The organism is Flagellimonas algicida, from assembly GCF_049629585.1.
Classification (GTDB): Bacteria; Bacteroidota; Bacteroidia; order Flavobacteriales; family Flavobacteriaceae; genus Flagellimonas.
In genome coordinates, this window is the sequence record NZ_JBMYIX010000002.1 from 733080 (window position 1) to 755051 (window position 21972).

General features: G+C 44.1%; 18 protein-coding genes. 10 read left to right on the forward strand and 8 right to left on the reverse strand.

Annotated features, from left to right (window positions below; translation table 11 throughout):
• Position 1: 1 nt before the first annotated feature.
• From radA to panC, 5 genes are all read right to left on the reverse strand, one after another.
• Positions 2-1363: a DNA repair protein RadA gene (gene radA, locus ACPD8L_RS12160; RefSeq protein ID WP_293304069.1), complete on the reverse strand. Its 1362-nt coding sequence runs from the start codon at positions 1361-1363 to the stop codon at positions 2-4.
• Between the two features lie 113 nt (positions 1364-1476).
• Complete coding sequence (locus ACPD8L_RS12165; protein WP_423943563.1) at positions 1477-2622, reverse strand: alpha/beta hydrolase; 1146 nt, start codon at positions 2620-2622, stop codon at positions 1477-1479.
• Between the two features lie 25 nt (positions 2623-2647).
• Positions 2648-3613 carry a lysylphosphatidylglycerol synthase transmembrane domain-containing protein gene (locus ACPD8L_RS12170; protein ID WP_116216420.1) on the reverse strand — a complete coding sequence of 322 codons (966 nt, stop codon included), beginning with the start codon at positions 3611-3613 and terminating at the stop codon, positions 2648-2650.
• A 2-nt stretch (positions 3614-3615) separates the two neighbouring features.
• Positions 3616-3966, reverse strand: a complete 351-nt coding sequence (gene panD, locus ACPD8L_RS12175) for an aspartate 1-decarboxylase (protein ID WP_116216419.1) — start codon at positions 3964-3966, stop codon at positions 3616-3618.
• Between the two features lie 12 nt (positions 3967-3978).
• Positions 3979-4827, reverse strand: a complete 849-nt coding sequence (gene panC, locus ACPD8L_RS12180; RefSeq protein ID WP_423943566.1) for a pantoate--beta-alanine ligase — start codon at positions 4825-4827, stop codon at positions 3979-3981.
• 102 nt (positions 4828-4929) lie between these two features.
• Between panC and ACPD8L_RS12185 the strand changes: the two genes are divergently transcribed.
• The 6 genes from ACPD8L_RS12185 to ACPD8L_RS12210 all read left to right on the forward strand — a co-directional run bounded on the left by ACPD8L_RS12185 (position 4930) and on the right by ACPD8L_RS12210 (position 14566).
• Positions 4930-5739 (forward strand): glycogen/starch synthase, encoded by an 810-nt coding sequence (locus ACPD8L_RS12185; RefSeq protein WP_116217583.1) that lies wholly within the window; start codon positions 4930-4932, stop codon positions 5737-5739.
• A gap of 5 nt (positions 5740-5744) precedes the next feature.
• Positions 5745-7595, forward strand: coding sequence for a DUF4270 family protein (locus ACPD8L_RS12190; RefSeq protein WP_423943568.1), 1851 nt, complete (start codon positions 5745-5747; stop codon positions 7593-7595).
• A gap of 128 nt (positions 7596-7723) precedes the next feature.
• Positions 7724-9571, forward strand: a complete 1848-nt coding sequence (gene glmS / locus ACPD8L_RS12195) for a glutamine--fructose-6-phosphate transaminase (isomerizing) (RefSeq protein WP_116216416.1) — start codon at positions 7724-7726, stop codon at positions 9569-9571.
• A gap of 209 nt (positions 9572-9780) precedes the next feature.
• Positions 9781-12543 carry a TonB-dependent receptor gene (locus ACPD8L_RS12200; RefSeq protein WP_423943569.1) on the forward strand — a complete coding sequence of 921 codons (2763 nt, stop codon included), beginning with the start codon at positions 9781-9783 and terminating at the stop codon, positions 12541-12543.
• A 162-nt stretch (positions 12544-12705) separates the two neighbouring features.
• The gene (gene atpD / locus ACPD8L_RS12205) at positions 12706-14214 is read left to right on the forward strand and encodes a F0F1 ATP synthase subunit beta (RefSeq protein WP_116216414.1); all 1509 of its coding nucleotides are present in this window, start codon (positions 12706-12708) and stop codon (positions 14212-14214) included.
• Positions 14215-14287: 73 nt separating this feature from the next.
• Entirely contained in the window at positions 14288-14566 is a 279-nt protein-coding gene (locus ACPD8L_RS12210; RefSeq protein WP_293304082.1) for a F0F1 ATP synthase subunit delta/epsilon, read from the forward strand.
• 46 nt (positions 14567-14612) lie between these two features.
• On the opposite strand, the gene ACPD8L_RS12215 is transcribed toward ACPD8L_RS12210, so the two are convergent.
• Positions 14613-15143 carry a GNAT family N-acetyltransferase gene (locus ACPD8L_RS12215; protein ID WP_423943571.1) on the reverse strand — a complete coding sequence of 177 codons (531 nt, stop codon included), beginning with the start codon at positions 15141-15143 and terminating at the stop codon, positions 14613-14615.
• Positions 15144-16940 (reverse strand): M61 family metallopeptidase, encoded by a 1797-nt coding sequence (locus ACPD8L_RS12220; RefSeq protein WP_423943572.1) that lies wholly within the window; start codon positions 16938-16940, stop codon positions 15144-15146. It abuts the gene before it with no gap.
• Between the two features lie 62 nt (positions 16941-17002).
• Between ACPD8L_RS12220 and ACPD8L_RS12225 the strand changes: the two genes are divergently transcribed.
• Genes ACPD8L_RS12225 through bioD form a run of 3 tightly spaced genes read left to right on the forward strand, consistent with a single transcriptional unit; the run spans position 17003 to position 19141 of the window.
• Positions 17003-18175 (forward strand): aminotransferase class I/II-fold pyridoxal phosphate-dependent enzyme, encoded by a 1173-nt coding sequence (locus ACPD8L_RS12225; protein ID WP_423943573.1) that lies wholly within the window; start codon positions 17003-17005, stop codon positions 18173-18175.
• Complete coding sequence (locus ACPD8L_RS12230; RefSeq protein WP_423943575.1) at positions 18150-18530, forward strand: putative signal transducing protein; 381 nt, start codon at positions 18150-18152, stop codon at positions 18528-18530. The genes ACPD8L_RS12225 and ACPD8L_RS12230 overlap by 26 nt, the downstream gene beginning before the upstream one ends.
• A complete protein-coding gene (bioD, locus tag ACPD8L_RS12235) occupies positions 18527-19141 on the forward strand; it encodes a dethiobiotin synthase (RefSeq protein WP_423943577.1) in 615 nt (204 codons plus the stop codon). The genes ACPD8L_RS12230 and bioD overlap by 4 nt, the downstream gene beginning before the upstream one ends.
• Here the strand turns inward: bioD and ACPD8L_RS12240 are convergent.
• A complete protein-coding gene (locus tag ACPD8L_RS12240) occupies positions 19133-20551 on the reverse strand; it encodes an ArnT family glycosyltransferase (RefSeq protein WP_423943579.1) in 1419 nt (472 codons plus the stop codon). The two genes, bioD and ACPD8L_RS12240, sit on opposite strands and share 9 nt — an antisense overlap.
• Positions 20552-20679: 128 nt before the next feature.
• Between ACPD8L_RS12240 and bioA the strand changes: the two genes are divergently transcribed.
• Positions 20680-21966 (forward strand): adenosylmethionine--8-amino-7-oxononanoate transaminase, encoded by a 1287-nt coding sequence (gene bioA, locus ACPD8L_RS12245; protein ID WP_421810255.1) that lies wholly within the window; start codon positions 20680-20682, stop codon positions 21964-21966.
• Positions 21967-21972: the final 6 nt, after the last annotated feature.

Here is a 21972-nt window from a genome sequence, read left to right on the forward strand (position 1 = left end):
ATCAATCGAATAAAGAAGAGACGATATCCTCGATCTTGGATACTTTATGTATTTGGATCGAGGTATTTTTTAGTCCGATTTTATTGCTTTTGGAGACAAAAATGGTTGAGAAACCTAATTTTTCAGCCTCCAAAATACGCTGGTCCACCCGTTGTACCGGCCTAATTTCACCGGCCAGACCTACTTCCGCTGCAAAGCAGATGCCTTTTTCAATGGGAATATCGGCATTGCTGGACAGAATGGCGGCCAAAACGGCCAAGTCAATGGCGGGGTCGTCCACCGAAATCCCTCCAGTGATATTCAAAAACACATCTTTGGCGGCCAATTTAAAGCCCGCCCGTTTTTCCAATACGGCCAAGAGCATGTTCAGGCGTTTGGCATTGAATCCCGTGGCAGAGCGTTGAGGTGTTCCGTAGACCGCTGTGCTCACCAAGGCTTGGATTTCTATGAGGAGGGGACGCATACCCTCCACGGTGGCGGCAATGGCCGTTCCGCTGAGGTCTTCGTCATTTTTGGAAATGAGCACTTCCGATGGGTTGTTCACTTCACGTAAACCACTGCCCTGCATTTCATAAATGCCCAGCTCAGCGGTAGAGCCAAAACGGTTCTTCAAGGAACGGAGGATGCGGTACACATAGTTCCGATCTCCTTCAAATTGCAGGACGGTGTCCACCATGTGCTCCAAGATTTTGGGTCCTGCAATGGTACCGTCCTTGGTGATGTGTCCCACCAAAATAACAGGGGTATGGCTTTCCTTGGCAAATTTGATCAGTTCGGCGGTGCACTCCCGGATTTGGGAAATGCTTCCCGCGGCTGATTCTATATAGTCCGTATGTAAGGTCTGGATGGAGTCGATGACCACTAAATCCGGTTCCAACGAAGCAATTTGCTGAAAAATGTTCTGGGTCTTGGTTTCAGTAAGGATATAGCAGTTTTCACTATTGGGTTGGATGCGGTCTGCCCGCATTTTGATCTGCCGTTGACTTTCCTCTCCAGAAACATATAGGATTTTAAAGGGGAGTTTTAGGGCAATCTGGAGTAAAAGCGTGCTTTTTCCAATGCCGGGTTCCCCACCCAACAAGGTCAAGGAACCGGGGACCAGGCCTCCTCCCAATACCCTATTGAACTCCTGGTCTTTTGTGTCGAGGCGTAGTTCACTTTCATGGGTAATCTCAGAAACGCGAAGGGGTTTGTTGGCTTTTTTGTCCGAAACACTGCTGGCCTTCCAGCTTCTTTTGTCCTCTTTTTGGACCACCTCTTCCACAATGGTGTTCCATTCCTTACAGGCGGAACATTGTCCTACCCATTTTGCATATTGGGTGCCACAGTTTTGGCAAAAAAAAGCAGTTTTGGTCTTGGCCATTCCAACTAAATGAGGGGCCTAAAGATATGGAATTATGGATTGTTTGACTCTTGGATAAATGGATTTTTGGATGGATGGCGTCCATCAATCCAATAATCCAACCATCTACAAATCTAATACCCGAAGTCAGCCTTGAGGGCATCGATTTTTTCTAGGGCCATATCCTTGGTCAAAAAGTCGATTTCCTCCATTTGGAACGCTTTCTCAAAGGTTTTGAAGGCTTTTTTGGGTTCGCCGAGCTCTTCGTAATATTCACCCTCAAAGTAGAATCCCATCATGGTTTCCGGATATTGCTTCTTGCAAAGTTCGGCCAAGGGCTTTAAGGATTCAACATCCTCCTTTTTTCTACAGGCGGCATAAATGGCCATAATGTCGTTGAGTTCCACAGGTTTTTCAAAACCGAACAATTGCTCGATCATGGTATATCTGTCCTCAAGATAAGTAAAGGCAGGATCCGTGGAAGTAAGTATTTCGGTCTTATACTCCTTGGGACTGATGGGGCGGAATATTTTAAAGACATTGTCAAACGCTTTCCCAATGCCATATGGGATGATGGAAACATGGTCTGCATTGTCATATTCATCAAAGAAATAGTGCAGGGACTCCTTGGTTATGGAATTGACACTGTGGTTCATCTGAAGGATACGCTGTCTATCGTCCGAAGCTTCCTTTTCCACAATGACATTATAAAAGATCACTTGGTCCAAGGCAGATAGTCGTTCAGGGACCCGGTTTTCCATTTCGGTGGCCAATACGGGTGAAATGCTTATGTAGGAATTAAAAAGTGAACGATCCTTGAAAAGGAAATAATTCCCAAAATTGGCAGTGATGTCATAGCCAATGAACATTTTAAAGGGGGCAATTTTGTATGTGGTCGCCAAATAAGGAATGATCTCGGTGCCCAAAAATTCGTAGAACATCTTTCCTTTATCCGTAGGGAGACCAGAGACTTCTTCGTAGTCACAATCGTCCCAACGAATATCATTTTCTCCTTGACCGATGCCCACCACAATGGCCTGCGGCATACGCCCCAATCGGCTTTGGAACTTTACATTGGATACCACTAGGTCGAACAGGTACTCGGCATCCAATACCACTATCAAGGGATACTTTTTTTCTTCGGTATAGTCTTCGGGAAAATAATAGGAGACGTTTCTTCTTTCCTGTAGTTTGAAGGATTCGAAAATCTCGTGTTTTACCTGAGCGCCAAGGTTCAGGCAAACGAGGCCTATCAACACAAATAGTAGACGGTTTTTCATGAAAAAAGAATTTGGTGGCTGGGGTTTACCGATTCCTATTCAATAACGGTAATACAATAAAGGATATTGTGCCAAAAACCACCACCATTAGGGTCTGTGCAATCCACATGATCCATCCGAAGGCATCGCCCGATACGGAGCTGATTCCATAAATACCCAAGGCGGCACTTACGGCAATGGGATATAGGCCAATTCCACCATTGGTTGTGGACATGGCAAAGGCGCCACCCACAAAAGCCACCAACAATTGTCCCAAGCTTAGGGTAATGGTTTCTTCAACGGTGTGTTTTATGACCCAGAACATGCCAAAATAGGCTGCCCAGATAAAAAGGGTGTGAAAGATGAACGGCCATTTGTTCTTCATTTTGAAAACACTGAGCACCCCATCTTGCAGGCCGGTCAGAAACCCTTTCAATTTAAGGGCAAAAGGCGAGTTGGATTTTCGGATGATATAGGTTCCCACGAATAGCCCTACGATTCCTACAATTAAAATTCCGGCTGCCCCGATGATATTGACCCCTTTTTCTTCCAAAAAGCCTAAAATAAAATCGGTCTGTAGCACCAAGGTGATCATGATAATGCCCAGAAGCATCAGCAAATCCACCACCCTTTCGGTAACAATGGTCCCAAATCCTTTTTCAAAAGGGACCTTTTCATAGGTGGTGAGGGCAGTGGCCCTGAGAAATTCCCCTGATCTTGGGATGCCCAGATTGGCAAAATAGGAAATGAGCACGATCAAAACACTGTTGACGAACTTTGGATTGTACCCCATGGGTTGCAGTAGATACTTCCACCGAATAGCCCTTGAGATATGACTGAGAATACCAATGAGAACGGAAATGGAAACCCAAAAAGGGTTGGCATTGGAAATATAATGAATGATTTGCCTGCGCTCCTCCGGGGAAGTGGAATTGTAGGAATACCAAACCAAAAAGAGCCCAAAGGCAATGGGAATAAAAATCTTTAGGAATTTTTTCAGGGAGGTGCCCAAAACTAGTTCAGTAGATTGGTGGCTTCATTGGGGAAGACCAATGCCGGATTGAAGGATTTGGCCTCTTCAATATCCATCCATGCATAGGTGATCAGAATCAGTACGTCACCCACCGCCACTTTTCGGGCTGCGGCACCGTTAAGGGTCAGTTCCCCTGAGCCTCGCGGCCCAGGAATGGCATAGGTTTCCAATCGTTCGCCATTGTTGTTGTTCACGATCTGTACTTTTTCACCACGGATAATGTTTGCGGCATCCATGAGATCTTCATCAATGGTGATACTACCGATATAATTGAGATCGGCCCCGGTTACTTTTACCCTGTGAATTTTAGACTTTACAACTTCTACTTGCATGGTGCAAATGTATCAATTCAATCTTAGATTATCTATAAGGCGGACATCATCGGCATAAACGGCTATGAACGCCCTATATTTTTTGTTTTCCTGTTTTTTTAGGATGGGTGTGAGGGTGTCTTCGTCCGCTATTTGAAAATATTCCAATGTAAACAGGGGATTTTTTTGAAATTCCTCTTTTACCCAATCCATAATATCTTGCGCACTTTCCGTGCCAAATTTAGATTTGGCAGTTTGGAGGGTTTCATAAATGAAACCGGCTTCTTTTCTAGTCGGTTTTGACAGGCGTTCATTACGGGAGCTCATGGCCAGACCGTGGGGTTCGCGCTCTATGGGACAGCCAATGATCTGAAAGGACAGTTTTCTCAATTCAGCCATTTTGCGAATGATCTGCAACTGCTGAAAATCCTTTTCCCCAAAATATGCCTTGTTGGGGGAGACCGTTCTTAAAAAGGTTTCCACAATGGTGCCCACACCGTTAAAATGGCCTTCCCGGAACTCACCTTCCATGACCTTGTCCAAACCATCAAACTCATAGTGCTTGGATGCTATATTGGAGCCATATATTTCATCTACTGAGGGAACAAAGACGATGATCTTTTCCGAAACATCCTTTAAAATCCGTATATCCTGATTAAGGTTCCTGGGATACTTGTCAAGATCGTCCTTTTTGTCAAATTGGGTTGGATTTACAAAGATGCTCACCACCACCAGGTCATTTTCCAAAAGTGCCTTTTTTACCAAGGAAATATGGCCTTGGTGAAGGGCGCCCATGGTGGGTACCAGACCAACGGTACGGTTTTTGTCGCGTTCTTCCTGTAGAAAGGAAATCAGTTCTTTTTTGCGGTCAAATAGGTGCATCACAAGGATCAAAAGCGTGCAAAAATACTATAAATACTGGTAATCAGCATAATTTTTGTACTTTTGCAGCTACGTTTTTCGGATAAACAAAAGAAAGTGTTTATGAATGGCAAAAAGATATTGTTCGTATCTTCTGAATTAGTTCCCTACCTCCCAGAGAATCCAGTTTCCTCAATGTCGTACGAAGCGCCCCGCATGGTCAACAGCAATGGCGGTCAAATACGCATATTTATGCCGAGATATGGGAACATCAACGAGAGAAGGCATCAATTGCATGAGGTGATACGCTTATCTGGGATGAACTTGGTGATCAATGATATGGATATGCCCTTGATCATTAAAGTGGCATCCATCCCAAGGGAACGGATCCAAGTATATTTTATCGACAACGAAGAATACTTTAAAAGAAAGGCGACTTTCGCGGACGCTGATGGAAATTTGTTCCCCGACAACGATGAGCGGGCCATCTTCTTTGCCAAAGGCGTGGTGGAAACCGTTAAAAAATTGAATTGGAGCCCGGATATTATCCACGTTCATGGTTGGATGGCTTCCATGGTTCCATTATACCTCAGGGAATACTACGCAGATGAGCCCTTATTTGCGGACAGTAAAATAATAACCTCCATTTATAACAAAGGATTTGAGGGGGAGCTGGACGGTGAAATGATCAACAAAGTTGCCTTTGACGGGATAGACAAAGAAACCGTTTCTGCACTGGCCAAACCCGACTATAATAATTTGTTAAAGGTTGCCGTAGATCATTCCGATGCCATTATTTTAGCCGCGGAAGAGGTGTCTGAGGAGATAAAAGACCACATTGCCAATCTTTCCAAACCCGTATTGCCCTACGTTTCACTTCAGGAAGCGGAGGAAGCATACACAAATTTCTATAAAACAGAAGTTTTAAAATAAATTGCATGAGATTTTCCAAGATCGTAAAGGTTTCAGCTTGGGTTGGAACTTTGTTTCTACTGGTCGCTTCTTGTGAAGACGAACTGGACACCATAGGTGAAGGTGTTGTTGGTGGGGAGCCCTTTACAACGGGCAAGAGGACCTTTGAGGTTTTTGCATATAATAAAGGTATCACCGCGGTGCAGACCAATAGGCTGCCCCTATACCAATTGGGAACCTTTAACGATCCCATATATGGAAAAAGAAATGCCAGTATTCTTTCGCAGCTATCCTTGCCCAACAGGGTGGGTGATCCAGTTTTTGGGGATTCGTCCCAAGCAACGGAAGACACTGCAGATTCTGATAGCAGTGCTTCCACTGTACCGGAGGAAGAAACCGTAAAAGAGGTATATCTGAACATCCCGTTCCAGATTCCGCCTTCAACAACAAAGGATTCTGATGCAGATGGGGTGGACAATTCGTTGGAAAGGACCGAAGAAGATATTTATGACCCAACATCCGATTGGGATGGGGATGGTGTCAGTGATATTGAAGAAACTAATATTGGGTCGGATCCATTTAATGCTGATGAAGACGGTACGGCAGATGATTTTATACCCAATATTTTTAGCAGGACTTTTGATTTGGACAGTATTTATGGGGACAGGGACGCAAGTTTTGAGATTTCGGTATACCGATCCAATTATTTTTTGAGGGATTTGGATCCCAATACCGGTTTTCAAGAGGCGCAAGAGTATTTTTCCAATCAGGATTTTTCCAGTTTTATAGGGGAAGAACTGACCATGGCAGATAACAAAACCATTACCATTGACAATAAGGAGGTGCTCATTTTTGCTGAAGATGACCCTGATACCGATGATGTTGATGAGTCCGAAACCGTGGTCGCTTCGCGTCGCCCTCCGGGCATACGCGTACCGCTCAACCCTACTTTTTTTCAAGAAAATATATTGGATAAAGAAGGGCAGTCCGAGCTGTTGAGCCAATCCAACTTCAATGACTTTTTAAGGGGGATATATATTACGGGAACGGGAATGGATGAACTTATGTTCCTTTTGGACCTTACCGAAGCCAACATCACCATTACCTACGAATATCAGGATTACGACAGCGATGAGGAAGAGGTGGTCACTGCGGAAAGGGATTTTGTATTGGGGTTATTGCTGAGCAGTAATGGAATTACATTGGGCAATGCGGTCAATGTTTTTCAGGATGAGGAACTTACCCCGGATATTGCTGGTGCACTTGATAATGGTGAAAACGCTTCAAGGATCTATGTGAAAGGGGCAAAGACCCTTACCGAAATACGACTTTTTGATGATGTTGTAAATGGTGGGGCGAGTGTCATTAACGAAATCAAGGCAAATAACTGGATTATCAACGAAGCCAATCTGGTCTTTTATGTAGATCGGGAAACATTGGGAGACGATGCAGTGGAACCACCAAGATTGTATTTGTACAACGCGGAGACCAATCTGCCCATATTGGACCCCAACACGGAGAGGAACGCCATTAATGTAGTGGATGCCAACAGTGCTCCATTGGGATTGTTCCTTAATTACGACGGAATCCTCAAAAAGGAGAACGGCAAGGGAGTACAGTATACAGTTAGGATAACCGAACATTTAAATGATATCATCGTCAGGGATTCCACCAATGCCGTTTTGGCCTTGACCACTACTTCAAATATATTCTTCACTGGAGTTCAGGAAGGAATGGGAGAAGGCGGCCAAGCAATTGACGTTCCTATTAGAGCTAGTATAAGCCCCTTGGGAACAGTGCTTTATGGAAGCAATGTAGAGGGTTCCGAAAGCGATAAAAGGTTAAAATTGGAGATTTTCTACACCGAGGCCAATTAAAAACAACTTCTTGTGGCTTATTTTGGGTCGTTCATCGGTTTAGCGATGTCGTTTTATCTATTTTTGGGCAATAGATTATAATTTTATGGGCCTAAACCCAAAATAATCATTAACCCAAAAACAATCTTATGTGTGGAATAGTAGGATACATAGGCCATAGAGATGCCTATCCTGTATTGATAAAAGGCTTACAAAGACTTGAATATAGAGGCTACGATAGTGCCGGTGTGGTACTTTTCGACGGTGAAAACCTAAGCCTTTCCAAGACCAAAGGAAAGGTTGAGGATCTAAAGAACAGAACGGAAGCCACCATTCCAACAAAAGGAAAATTGGGCTTGGGCCACACAAGGTGGGCCACCCATGGTGTTCCAAACGATGTAAACTCCCATCCCCATTGTTCAAATTCAGGGGATTTGGTGATTATCCATAACGGAATCATCGAAAACTACGAATCCATAAAGACAGCACTTACCAAAAGGGGCTACACCTTTACATCGGATACCGATACCGAAGTGTTGGTAAACCTTATAGAAGAGGTGAAGAAGAAAGAAGGCGTAAAGCTGGGTAAAGCGGTGCAAATAGCTTTGAACCAAGTGGTGGGAGCATATGCCATTGCGGTATTTGATCGCACCAAGCCAGACGAGATCGTTGTGGCCAAACTGGGAAGTCCTTTGGCCATCGGGATTGGGGAAAATGAATATTTTATTGCATCTGACGCCTCTCCATTTATAGAATTCACCAATAACGCAGTGTATTTGGAAGATGAAGAAATGGCGATTGTCCGTATCGGGAAGGAAATCAAGATGCGCAAAATCAAAGACGATGCCATTGCCTACCCCAATATCCTTGAACTTCAATTGAATCTTGAAGAAATTGAAAAAGGGGGGTACGAGCATTTCATGCTCAAGGAAATCTATGAACAGCCTAGGGCCATCATGGACACCTACAGAGGTAGATTATTGGCTGATAAGGGTATTATAAAGATGGCAGGAATTGACCAGAATCTGGAAAAATTCCTCAATGCCAACAGGATTATTATAGTGGCCTGTGGAACCTCATGGCATGCCGGCCTGGTGGCTGAGTATATTTTTGAGGACATGGCCCGGATTCCTGTAGAGGTCGAGTATGCCTCCGAATTCCGGTATAGAAATCCTGTAATCACGGATAAGGATGTGCTGATTGCCATTTCCCAATCCGGCGAAACGGCCGATACCTTGGCCGCGATTAAATTGGCCAAGGAAAAAGGAGCTTTTGTCTTTGGGGTCTGTAACGTTGTGGGCTCATCCATTGCAAGGGAAACCCATGCCGGGGCCTACACCCATGCAGGACCAGAAATCGGGGTGGCCTCAACAAAAGCATTTACCACCCAAATTACGGTTTTGACCCTATTGGCCATGAGATTGGCCCAAGAAAAGGGAACATTCTCGAAATCCAAGTTCCATGAGTACCTTACGGAGTTGGAATCTATTCCGGCCAAAGTGGAGAAAACCCTAAAATCCAATGCCTTGGTAAAGGAGATTTCGGAAATTTATAAAGACTCTGCCAATTGTTTGTATTTGGGAAGGGGCTATAATTTTCCAGTGGCCTTGGAAGGGGCGTTGAAGCTCAAGGAAATCAGTTATATACATGCCGAAGGATACCCAGCGGCCGAAATGAAACACGGACCCATTGCCCTCATTGATGAGCAAATGCCCGTAGTGGTCATTGCCACAAAAAAAGGCCATTATGAAAAAGTGGTCAGCAACATTCAGGAAATCAAGTCGAGAAAAGGAAGAATCATTGCCATTGTTACCGAAGGGGATAAAAGCGTAAAGCAATTGGCAGACCATGTCATAGAGATTCCCGAAACGTCTGAAAGTCTTTCTCCGCTGTTGACCACCATACCATTGCAATTGCTCTCCTATCATATTGCGGTGATGCGAGGATGTAATGTGGATCAACCCAGAAACTTGGCAAAATCGGTTACCGTGGAGTAACTTTCCAAATTCATAATTTAATATAAAATGGCGCCGTAAATGGCGCCATTTTTATGAAATATGTAGTCTTTAAAGGGGTTTTTTGATAAATAAGTATTATGCATGCATAATTTTTTTCATATTTGTGGAATGCAAATAAAAAAAAATGTATCTTCCACTTACATTATTTAATATGCACTTAAAACTTATCTAACTCTAATTCAAAACCAATGAGAAGACTATTCAGTATTTCCCTCATGCTCTTTGGAATTGTCGCATACGCACAAACAACGGTCCAAGGAAAGGTGGTTGATGAAAATAATGAGCCTATCCCGGGAGCCAATGTGGTGTTGATGGGAAAGGCGGAAGGAACCACTACCGATTTTGATGGAAACTTTACTTTTAATACATCAGAGGAACCCCCGTTCAGACTACGGGTCAGTAGTATTGGTTTTTCTGAATTTATAGCCAATGTTACGGCCAACAACCAAACACTTTCAATTGTATTGGGTGAGGTTTCTACTCTCTTGGACGAGATTGTAGTCTCGGCCTCCCGTACCCCGGAGCGGATTTTTGAATCCCCGGTTTCCGTGGAACGTTTTGGTTTGAAGGAGATAAAGAATACCACGGCAGAATCTTTCTATGGCGGATTACAAAATTTGAAAGGAGTGGACATCAATACCAATAGTTTAACCTTTCAATCCATTAACACTAGGGGTTTTGCCACTTTTGCCAACAATAGGTTCCTACAGCTTGTGGATGGAATGGACAATACCGCACCTGGACTCAACTTTGTGTTGGGGAACTTGGTGGGGATGTCCGAGTTGGATGTGCAAAGCGTGGAAATCCTGCCCGGAGCCTCTTCCGCTTTGTACGGTGCAGGTGCTTTTAATGGTATTCTGTTCATGAGGAGCAAAAACCCATTTGATTTTCAAGGAATCAGTGCCTATGCCAAGGGAGGAGTTACCGTGCAAGATGCCGCGGGCAGTAACTTTTATAAGGATTTTGGTATTAGGGCGGCCCATGCTTTCAGTGATAAAGTGGCCGTTAAGGCAAACCTTTCCGTTTTGACGGGTGAGGATTGGCACGCTAATCAAACCATAGACTTGAATAATCCTGGGGCAGATCGTTCCAATCCAGCTTATGACGGTTTAAATGTTTATGGGGACGAAGTCTCAACTACCTTGAATTTTGATGCTGCTGCAGGCCTGCCTACGGGGACAGTTGGTTCTGCCTTGATTTCCCGAACAGGGTATGATGAAGCGGATCTGGCCAATTACAATGCGGAAAGTGTAAAAGCAGATTTCGCATTCCATTATAGGCCTTTCGGTAATGACCTGGAGGTTATTTTGAACAGCAGGATTGGTCGTGGCACCACGATTTATCAAGGGGCCAACCGTTATGCCGTTGCAGGGTTCACCATGCAACAGCATCGTTTGGAAATAAAGAATGATAACTTCTTCCTTAGAGGGTATATCGTTTCCGAAAATTCTGGAGACGCTTATGACACCCGTTTCGCCGCTATCAATGTCAATAGGGCATGGAAATCGGATACGCAATGGTTCACGGATTATGCCGCCGCATACATCCCCACCTATTTAGGGGGGATACAGCAGGGTGGACTTACCCCTGAGCAGTCTTCTGCCCAAGCACATATCGCAGGGCGTCAAGCCGCTGACCAAGGAAGGTTGATTCCGGGAACCCCAGCTTTTGAAAGTGTCTTCAACAAGGTAATTAATGATGGTAACCTTAGTACAGGAGCCAAGTTCGTGGACCAAACCAAGTTCCGTCACGTAAATGGGAACTATAATTTGGCCCATTTGATTGATGATTGGGCCGACCTTCAAATAGGAGGTTCGTTCCGGGAATATGAATTGAACTCCAACGGGACCATTTTTACAGATATCGACGGGCCCATTACCTATAATGAATACGGGGCATACTTACAGTTGCAGAAGAAGTTTATGGATGAGCGTTTAAAGTTTACAGGTTCTGCACGCTATGATAAAAATGAATTTTTTGACGGTTTCCTTTCGCCAAGGGTTTCATTGGCCTATACGGCAGGTGAAAACAGGAACCACAATTTTAGGGTATCGGTACAACAAGGTTTCAGAAACCCTACCACCCAGGATTTGTTCATTGGATTGAATGCAGGGCGTGCTATTTTGGTAGGTTCGGCTCCAGCTAACTTGGACAGGGATGTGAGGACATTTGATGTGAGTCAAGCCGCTCAGGATAATCTTGGAATGCCGGCCACGGTGGAAATTGTGGGTCGAGCGGCCTATGAAAATGCATATTCTACCGCTTCACTACAAGCTGGAGCACCCGAAGCTGTCAATACACCTTTGGTGCAGCCCGAAGAAATTACCGCTTACGAAGCTGGGTATAGGGCCCAAATTGGGAAGTTCACCATTGATTTAAGCGGGTACTACAACAAGTACAAGAATTTCTTGGCCAATACTACTACAGCAGTTCCGTTCTATGGAGAAGCTGGGGATGGAGGATTGTCCTTGTTGGCTATTCAAAATGGGGACTACCAAGTGTATCAAACCTATACCAACTCAGACCAGGATATTAACTCCTACGGGGCAACGGTAGGGGTCGATACCAAACTCGGTAACTTTGATCTAGGGGTAAACTATACGTTTGCCGAATTGGATATTGATGAAGGGAAATTCCCGGATTTGAGAACAAACTTCAACACGCCAAAACATAAGGTGAAGGCATCTTTTGGAAACCCAGAGCTTTTCACAAATTTTGGATTTAATGTGAACTACAGATGGAGCGACAGCTATTTCTGGGAAGCATCTTTCGCGGATGGCGACATTCCTTCCTTTACGGTATTGGATGCGCAGTTGAACTACGCCGTTCCCAGTATAAAATCCATTTTCAAGGTTGGAGGCTCCAATATATTGGGAGATGAGTACTTTACAGCAGTGGGTACAGGAAACATAGGGTCCATCTATTATGTTTCATGGACCATCAACCCATAAGGCAATACCAAAAAAAATATTCAAGGGCACTGATTTTTTCAGTGCCTTTTTTATTGCTAAAAAAGAAGATTTTTAGTTTCTGATTACAAAGGGAAAAGTATATCTTTGCAGCCGGAAAAAAAACGGTTTTTTCCTCGTATTCAATTAAAAATAAACACAGTAATGTCTAAAGTTACAGGTAAGGTTGCCCAGATTATTGGCCCGGTCATTGATGTTGAGTTTGAGTCGGGAACTGAGATTCCCAAGATTTATGATTCCCTTGAAATCGCTAAAGCGGATGGTTCCAGATTGGTATTGGAGGTTCAATCGCACATTGGTGAGAATACCGTAAGGACCATTTCCATGGATTCTACCGACGGTTTGAGCAGAGGGGTTGAGGTAGTAGCTACCGGAAATCCAATCCAAATGCCTATCGGGGAAGACGTATATGGAAGGCTTTTCAATGTAATCGGTGATGCCATTGATGGTTTGGAAGAACTGCCAAAAACTGGAGACAACGGACTGCCCATTCACAGGGAAGCACCAAAATTTGAAGACCTTTCCACTTCTACCGAGGTTCTTTTTACAGGAATCAAGGTTATCGATTTGATCGAACCTTATGCAAAAGGAGGTAAAATTGGATTGTTCGGAGGTGCTGGTGTTGGAAAAACCGTATTGATCCAGGAGTTGATCAACAACATTGCAAAAGGTCACGGTGGACTTTCCGTGTTTGCTGGTGTTGGTGAACGTACCCGTGAAGGAAACGACTTGCTTCGTGAGATGTTGGAGTCTGGAATTATAAAGTATGGTGATGCTTTCTTGCATTCTATGGAAGAAGGCGGATGGGACTTGTCCAAAGTGGACAAGAAAGCCATGAAGGAATCCAAGGCAACCTTTGTGTTCGGTCAGATGAACGAACCTCCCGGTGCCCGTGCCCGTGTAGCCCTTTCTGGATTGACCATTGCAGAATATTTCCGTGATGGTGCTGGAGACGGACAAGGAAAGGATGTATTGTTCTTCGTGGATAACATCTTCCGTTTCACCCAAGCAGGTTCTGAGGTATCCGCACTTTTGGGTCGTATGCCATCTGCGGTAGGTTACCAACCAACCTTGGCCACAGAAATGGGGGCCATGCAGGAAAGGATTACATCAACCAAAAGAGGTTCCATTACCTCTGTACAGGCGGTTTACGTTCCTGCGGATGACTTGACGGATCCTGCTCCTGCAACAACTTTTGCCCACTTGGATGCAACTACCGTACTTTCCCGTAAGATTGCTGAGTTGGGTATCTACCCAGCTGTGGATCCTTTGGATTCTACTTCTAGGATTTTGACCCCAGACATTTTGGGTAAAGAACACTACGGATGTGCGCAACGTGTAAAAGAGCTGTTGCAACGATATAAAGAACTTCAGGATATTATTGCCATCTTGGGTATGGAAGAACTTTCTGAAGAAGATAAATTGGCCGTAGGTAGAGCAAGACGTGTACAACGTTTCTTGTCGCAGCCTTTCCACGTAGCGGAGCAGTTTACTGGTATCCCTGGGGTATTGGTAGATATTAAAGATACCATCAAAGGATTTAACATGATCATGGACGGTGAGTTGGATCACTTGCCAGAATCTGCCTTCAACCTTAAGGGAACCATTGAGGAAGCTATCGAGGCTGGAGAGAAAATGTTGGCGGAAGCATAAACCGGTTAAGAGTTAAGAGTGTGGAGTTCAGAGTAGCTCATAGCTCGTAACTTATAACTCATAACTAGATAACATGTATTTAGAAATAGTATCACCCGAAGCGACTTTATTCTCAGGCGACGTAACTGCGGTTACCGTACCTGGTGTAAATGGAGAGTTTCAAATGTTGGAAAATCACGCCCCGATCGTTTCCTTGTTGCAAGCTGGGAGCGTTAGGGTAAAAGGGGACATCAAAATTGATGAAGCTTTTAAGGATAAATTTTCCACAGGGAAAAACGGCGAAACTGTACTGTCCATTACCAGTGGGACAATAGAGATGAAGGACAACAAAATAATTGTCTTGGCCGATTAACAAATAAGTTCACGAAACAAAAAGCCGCCCAATTGGGCGGCTTTTTTTATTTCAGTTCGATCAAATGCCATTCTTTTTCCCCGGCTAGATACACTTTCAATGTTTGAAAACCAACCGCGGCATGGGCGCTCAACGATCGTTTGTTCTTGCCGTCCACTTCAGTAATGATGGTATCAAAACCTTCGGGAAGCTTATTCTTCATGGTGAGGTATAGATTTCTAAAAATACCTTTTCCCCTATGGCTCTTGGAAACGCAGATTTGCCCCATGACCATATAGTTGCTTTTGCCAGCCACGGCCTTGTTGATTTCAACAAACATGGGTTTTAAAACTTCGATGGAGTCGGCAAACTTGGGATGCATGCAAAGGGCATATCCAATGACCTCACCATCTTCCAAAGCAATGATGTGTCCACATTCCTCATTCATGGCCTGTAGTATATCCATGGAATGCTCCACCGTGAGAAAACCCTCGTTTTCCAACTCGTCCACAGTTAGGCTTTTGGCCAGGTTTTTTTGCTGAAGGGAAAGGATCTGTTCCAGTTCTTTTGGGGAACTTGTCTGTTTATAGTAAATCATCTATTCCTGTTTTAACCAACTTTTTCGTTGTTGGAGCATTGATTTGGATGGGGTTTGCTCCATGTCTTCCATAAGATGGATGGAATAATCTGGACTTGGACGTAAGACCAGTGAAGTTGTTTTTGGAACCCCGTAACGGGTAAAGCTCACTTCTAGGGAGTCCCCTATGTTGAATTGCTTCAGGTAATCCAAAAAGTCTTGCTCTTCAGAAAAAGAAGCGCCATTGATGTTAAGAATTACATCGCCATTATCCAATCCGGCTAGGTAAGCAGGGCTACCCATTACAGGATTTCTCAATATTTTATACCCGGAATTATCAGGACTCATGGACGTATAGGCTCCAAAATAAGGTTCCGTTTTAGGCTGTTCCAAGTGCACCCCGACGGAGTTCAGCAAAGAAACATAATTGGGCATTCCACTTTTATAGATGTAGGTGTTGAAGAAATCATCCCCAAACTTTTTGCCGGCAAATGCGTTGAGGGCATCATGAAGGTTTTCTAGGGTGTAGGGTACTTCAGGTTTTCCGTATTGTTGCCAAACAGACTTCATAAAATCATCCAAATCAAGACCATTTTCACGCAAAGAAAGGTCCAAGGCCAAACCTAGGACGCTGCCATAGGAATAGTACGAAATAAAGGTGTTGTCCCTATTCACGGGATCAACCGAAGTGGCCGCATCAACAAAAGGCGCTTGATAGCTCATTTCAATAGGGTTGAAAAACTGCCGGGCCGGGGAATTCCAAACATAGTTGAAGGTGCCTGTAATACCTTCCACATATGCTGCGGGGGAAATCAGGCCCGCCCTGCACAAAATCAGATTGGTATAGTAACTGGTAAACCCTTCGGCGAACCAAAGCGCACCGCTCATGTTGGCTGCTTCAAAATCAAAAGGCTCCAAGGACTTTGGACGGATACGTTCCACGTTCCATGCATGGAAAAACTCGTGGGACACCGTACCAATATTGCGTTCCATTCCCCCACCGGCCAAACTTCGAGTGCTCGTTAGGATAGTGGAATTTCTGTGTTCCATACCATCCCCGGAGGCATTGGGAATGTAACAAGCCAAAAAGGTATAGGAGCCATGATCAAAATTGGGGAGCTCACCAAAAACATCCTTTTCCGCCAAGACCACCTTTTTTACCTTTTCAAAATAGGTGTGGGCCTCCTCTTCGGTTCCATTGTGATGAAGGGCTAGCTGAATGGTCTTCCCATCAACCTCAAAAGAACGGAGCATAAAATTACTGATCTCAGTAGGGCTGTCCATAAAATAATAGAGGTTGGGTGCGGAATAGGTTGTACCGGAAACCAAGGGCAATTGGGTGGCCACTTTCCAGTTGAGATCCTCTCGGACATCAAAGGTCACTTCAATGTTGCGTTCGCTGAGGGAAGGAGCATACATAAAGGTGGCGGGAATGTTCAAATGGGCATGGGTTTCATCAATTTGGGAGTAGGTCCCATCGCCACGATTGGCAAACAAGGTATATTGGATCTGAATGGAGCCATCATGACCGGTCACTTGCCATTCATAAGGATTGGGTCGATGAACGGACAATATCTTTCCCTTACTGTCAAAAGCCTTGAATCCATAAACGTTTTTGGCAAACTCATGCAAGGCATATCTCCCTGGGGAAGTACGGCTCATTCGAAAGGAAATGGTATCCCCGTCCAAATTTGGGAAAGTAGCATGGACGGATGCCTCGTGGTGCACGGCATTCGCAAACGAAATGGTATAGGAATTGGTCTGTGCCATGGACCACAAACCGGAAAGTATTGCAAAAAGGGAGAGAACAAGTTTCATTTTCAATAGGTTTAGTGGAAACGAATATACTGTTTAAAAACAGTAAGTGCTACATTTGTTCTATGGGGAAATTACCTGAGAAACTACAATCCAAACTTACCGAGCGATTGGGCAATAATGCCCTTAGAAAGCTGCCATCCAGTGCGGGTTTGGTGGACTTTTCATCGAATGATTATTTGGGTCTGGCAATGAATGAGGGATTGACCCAGATTGCTACTGGATTTTTGGAAGGAAAGCGTTCCGTAAACGGTTCGTCCGGTTCCAGATTACTGACCGGAAATCATGGGTTGTATAAGGAGTTGGAAGATTTTTTGACCCAGCATCACCGAGCTGAATCGGCTTTGGTGTTCAACTCGGGCTACGATGCCAATATTGGCTTTTTCTCATCTGTTCCCCAACGTGGCGATATAGTTTTATATGATGAATTGATTCATGCCAGTATCCGGGATGGCATTCAGATGGGACATGCCAAAGGGTACAAGTTTGCCCATAACAATTTGGACAGTTTGGAGCGAAAGCTTCGGTCGCTTCGAGTGCAGCTGGGGAGTGAGGGAGATGTTTATGTCGTCACCGAGTCGGTATTTTCCATGGATGGCGATTCACCCAATTTGAAGGTCTTGGCTAACTTTTGTACCGAGGAGGGTTGTTTTTTGGTGGTTGATGAGGCTCATGCCACCGGAGTATTGGGTGAGGGAAGAGACCTGATCTGCCAGTTGGGTCTGGAGCATGAGGTTTTTGCGCGGATCATCACTTTTGGAAAGGCCATTGGGTGTCATGGAGCCGCTATTTTAGGTCCTGAAAAGCTGAAGACTTACTTGGTCAATTTTGCCCGAAGTTTTATTTACACGACAGCATTACCACCGCACACAGTAGCCACTATTTTGGCTTCATACCAATATATAAGGGATAATGGGACTGAACTGTCGGAAAGATTGTTGGAGAATATCACTTACTTCAAGAAGCAAGTGTCCCTTTTGGATTTGGAAGACTGTTTCATTGAAAGCAACTCTGCCATTCAATGTGCCTTGGTGCCAGGAAATGAGAAAGTGAAGACCATCGCTGCAGCATTACAAGAGGAAGGCTTTGAGGTAAAGCCCATTCTTTCCCCAACGGTAAAAGAGAGAGAGGAACGGTTGCGATTTTGTTTGCATGCCCATAACACAAAAGAAGAAATATCACGAATTTTGCATATTGTACAACGTATACTCGGTGAAAAAGGAATTTTACACAATTGACTCGTTTTTTCTGGAGTCAGATGCCCAAATGGTCAAGGCAAAGCTCGAATCTGAAGGAATTCCTGCCTTTATATGGGAGGAGAACCTTAATTATCATACGGCCACCAGCTATTCCCGGATTCGTCTACAGGTGTACAAATCACAAAAAGACGAGGCCTTGGAGATTTATGAAGAGATCAAAAATTATGCAAGGGATGAAAACGGGAATTTGATCATATGCCCAAACTGCAAGGCTGCCAAGTCTGAGAAGTATTATTCCAGAAAAGGGATTTTCCTTAAACTTTTTCCGTTTTTCGAGTCGGCAAAGTACCGATGTATGCAGTGTAATTTTATTACCAGACCCCAAGATTCATGAAACTATTTATTACAGGAATTTCAACTGAAGTAGGAAAAACAGTGGTCTCGGCCATAGTGGTGGAAGCGCTAGAGGCGGATTATTGGAAACCTATACAGGCCGGGGATCTGGACCATTCCGATAGTCATAAAGTGAAAGATTTTATATCCAACAAGAAAACGGTCATCCACCCCAATAGCTATGCCCTACAAACACCGATGAGTCCGCATGCCGCTGCGGAAATTGATGGAATTACCATTGATTTGGATACAATTATCCCTCCTGAAACCGATAACCATTTGGTAATCGAGGGTGCAGGTGGACTTTTGGTTCCGTTGAACGATTCCGATACTATTTTTGACCTGATACAGCCCGATTACAAAGTGATTGTGGTCTCCAGACATTATTTGGGAAGCATTAACCATACCCTTTTGACCCTTGAAAAGCTTCAAGAGAAATCAGTAAAAGTCGGTATTATCTTTAGCGGGGATGAGCATCCAACCACGGAAAGCATTATACTAAAGAAAACCGGAGCAACCTTTTTGGGAAGGATCAATGAGGAACAAAAGTTTGACAAAGGGACTATAAAGAAATATGCAGGTCAATTGAGGTCAGCTTTGGAATCATTCTAACCGTTGATAGATGAGACCTCGGTCCACAGTGGCCAGTAAAGTGTAATGATTGGCCAAATATGCATCAATATACGAATTGTACTCCACCAATTTTTTATCAAATATCTTTTTACCCTTGCGTGCTACTATGATCTTGGGCTTTAGGATATCCATGATGTAGTGTAGTTCCTCCATACCCGTTTTTCTAGGATTTTCCATGTAGGGATATAACTCCTCCCGGGCAATATTGCTGGGGTGAGTGACGGCTTTGGTAGGAGGGTCAACGCCAAGTACCCAATACCCAATATGGTACTCGGTAAAAAAGATGTTTTGGGTGTCCAGATGATGGGCTTCAATATATTTGGGAACATCTACTCCCTCCCCGTTGAAAAAAGACCCTTTTTCCATCTTGTTCCCAACGATGTTTACGTACTCCAAATAAGCTTCCATGGGGAGCAACAACAAAAGTACAATGGCCAATGGTTTAAAAATTTTCTTTGGAGGGATGAGTTTACCGATCATAATTCCAAAAGGAATCAACACAAAAGGATAAAGTTGGATCATGTAATGGCCATTCACCTTTCCCGTTTGCATAAACGAAACAAGGACGGCAATGACGATAACCATCAATATTTGTAAAGGTCTTGACTTAAAGTCGATTTTTTTTGAGGCAAACCCTGCGGTAAGTAGGCCAAGGATTCCAATAATAAAAGGCAATGCTTTGAGAGGAGAATGGAATTTGGAATCGGAATAGGCCAAAGGCGCCTCAAATATGGATTGCCACCACACTTGTAAATGGCCTTCAAGATAATATGGCAATGCTGTGAGGGCCAATACAAACAAAAAACCCATTCCCATGAAAACCATTTTTTTCAGGACCATTGCAAACTGTTTAATGGCAAATCCTTCCCGCAAAAAATAGATTCCAAGTCCCAAAACGGGATAGACCATGTTCAATTTGGACATTACGGACAATCCAAAAAGGGTTCCGGTCAAAAAATACCATTTTACATGATCTTTGGTAAGCAAAAGATATGTTCCAGCCGCAAAGAAAAAGGTGCAGATATGTTCAGACATTACCCCTTGTAGGCTCCCAAACAAGCTTTGGAAGAACACACAGAACACAGAGGACCAAAAAGCCACTTTTTTGGATGTGATTTTGGTGGCCATTCCGTAGGTGAACAGGGACGTGAGCGCCACCAATAAGGTCCCGAACAATCGAATGGCCATAAAACTCTTACCAAATATTTTGATGATGACCGCAAAAAACAAAAAGGTAACAGGTGGTTTCAGGTCCCAAAGTTGGGTATAGGGCAGGTGTCCGTTTACCCAAGACTGCGCCATGATAATGAAAGTGCTTTCATCCCGGTCCACATAGTCTCTGAAGAAAAAGGGAAACCGTATAAAGAAAGCTACGAGGAATAAAATCAAAAAAACGGTTTTCCAATCCAGGTTTTTGTAGTTGGGCGAGGCAAGGCTGGTAATTTTTTTAAGCACGGTCCCGATTAAGTTTTTTGGCTATTAATTGTCATCTTTGCAAGATAGATAAATTGAGGCGTTTGAGTAAGACAGTACCAGTGGAAAAATTATCGGAGCGGGACAAAAAACATCTATGGCACCCATTGACCCAACATAAGGTGCATCCCACCATGTTGGCCATTGCCAGGGCGGAGGGAGCACTCCTCTATGATGAGGACGGAAAGGAATATGTAGACGGTATTTCATCTTGGTATACCTGTATGTACGGGCATTGCCATCCTTATATTTTGGAAAAGGTCATGGAGCAGATGCAACGTTTGGACCAGGTGGTCTTTAGTGGATTCACCCACGAACCTGCGGTTCGGTTGTCCGAAGAGCTCATTAAAATACTTCCGGGGAACCAAGAAAAACTGTTCTTTTCAGACAATGGATCTACATCTACGGAGATAGGCATAAAAATGGCATTGCAATATCATTTTAACCGTGGGGAGAAGCGTAATGTGCTTCTCGCTTTTGAGGAAGGATTCCATGGGGATACATTTGGTGCCATGTCCGTTTCTGGCTTGTCGGTCTATAATGGTCCATTTGAGGATTTCTTTATTGAAGTGGAGCGGATTCCTGTTCCCACTGAGGAAAATATCGACCAAATTTTAAGTCAACTTAAGGAGCGCTTAAAGAAGAATGACTTGGCCGGATTTATCTATGAACCTTTGGTTCAAGGTGCCGCCGCCATGAAGATGCACCATGCAGAAGGACTGGATCAAATATTGGCTTTGTTGAAAGAGCACCATGTGCTCACTATTGCGGATGAAGTAATGACGGGTTTTGGTAAAACCGGAAAGCATTTTGCCTCGGATTACCTTACTACCAAACCGGATATCATGTGCTTATCAAAGGCCCTGACCGCTGGATTGATTCCCATGGGATTAACTACGTGCACCGAGAAAGTGTACAGGGCGTTCTATAGTGATGATATGGCAAAAGGCCTTTTCCACGGGCATACCTATACAGCAAATCCCTTGGCCTGCACAGCAGCGTTGGCAGCTTTGGAATTGCTCCAAACAGATGAAATTCAGGAGAATATCGGGAACATCATCGATTGGCACCAACAGTTTGACAAAGAAATGCGAAACCACCCCAAAGTGGGCGGTACGCGTCAATTGGGCGTGATTTATGCCTTGGACCTCAATGTGAAGATGGAACGCTACGGAAACCTGAGAGACCGACTTTTTAAGCACTTTATGGATAATGGGGTCTTTTTACGTCCGTTGGGGAACACCATTTATATTTTGGCACCGTTCATTACTTCAAGGGAGCAAATGGAAAGGATATATGATGCCATCAGGTCCGCTGTTGAATCGATTTAAAGATCA

Coding starts and splice junctions, on each gene's coding strand:
- radA (WP_293304069.1), bottom strand. CDS start 1,363: ATGGCCAAGACCAAAACTGCTTTTTTTTGCCAAAACTGTGGCACCCAA.
- ACPD8L_RS12165 (WP_423943563.1), bottom strand. CDS start 2,622: ATGAAAAACCGTCTACTATTTGTGTTGATAGGCCTCGTTTGCCTGAAC.
- panD (WP_116216419.1), bottom strand. CDS start 3,966: ATGCAAGTAGAAGTTGTAAAGTCTAAAATTCACAGGGTAAAAGTAACC.
- panC (WP_423943566.1), bottom strand. CDS start 4,827: ATGCACCTATTTGACCGCAAAAAAGAACTGATTTCCTTTCTACAGGAA.
- ACPD8L_RS12185 (WP_116217583.1), top strand. CDS start 4,930: ATGAATGGCAAAAAGATATTGTTCGTATCTTCTGAATTAGTTCCCTAC.
- ACPD8L_RS12190 (WP_423943568.1), top strand. CDS start 5,745: ATGAGATTTTCCAAGATCGTAAAGGTTTCAGCTTGGGTTGGAACTTTG.
- glmS (WP_116216416.1), top strand. CDS start 7,724: ATGTGTGGAATAGTAGGATACATAGGCCATAGAGATGCCTATCCTGTA.
- ACPD8L_RS12200 (WP_423943569.1), top strand. CDS start 9,781: ATGAGAAGACTATTCAGTATTTCCCTCATGCTCTTTGGAATTGTCGCA.
- atpD (WP_116216414.1), top strand. CDS start 12,706: ATGTCTAAAGTTACAGGTAAGGTTGCCCAGATTATTGGCCCGGTCATT.
- ACPD8L_RS12210 (WP_293304082.1), top strand. CDS start 14,288: ATGTATTTAGAAATAGTATCACCCGAAGCGACTTTATTCTCAGGCGAC.
- ACPD8L_RS12215 (WP_423943571.1), bottom strand. CDS start 15,143: ATGATTTACTATAAACAGACAAGTTCCCCAAAAGAACTGGAACAGATC.
- ACPD8L_RS12220 (WP_423943572.1), bottom strand. CDS start 16,940: ATGAAACTTGTTCTCTCCCTTTTTGCAATACTTTCCGGTTTGTGGTCC.
- ACPD8L_RS12225 (WP_423943573.1), top strand. CDS start 17,003: ATGGGGAAATTACCTGAGAAACTACAATCCAAACTTACCGAGCGATTG.
- bioD (WP_423943577.1), top strand. CDS start 18,527: ATGAAACTATTTATTACAGGAATTTCAACTGAAGTAGGAAAAACAGTG.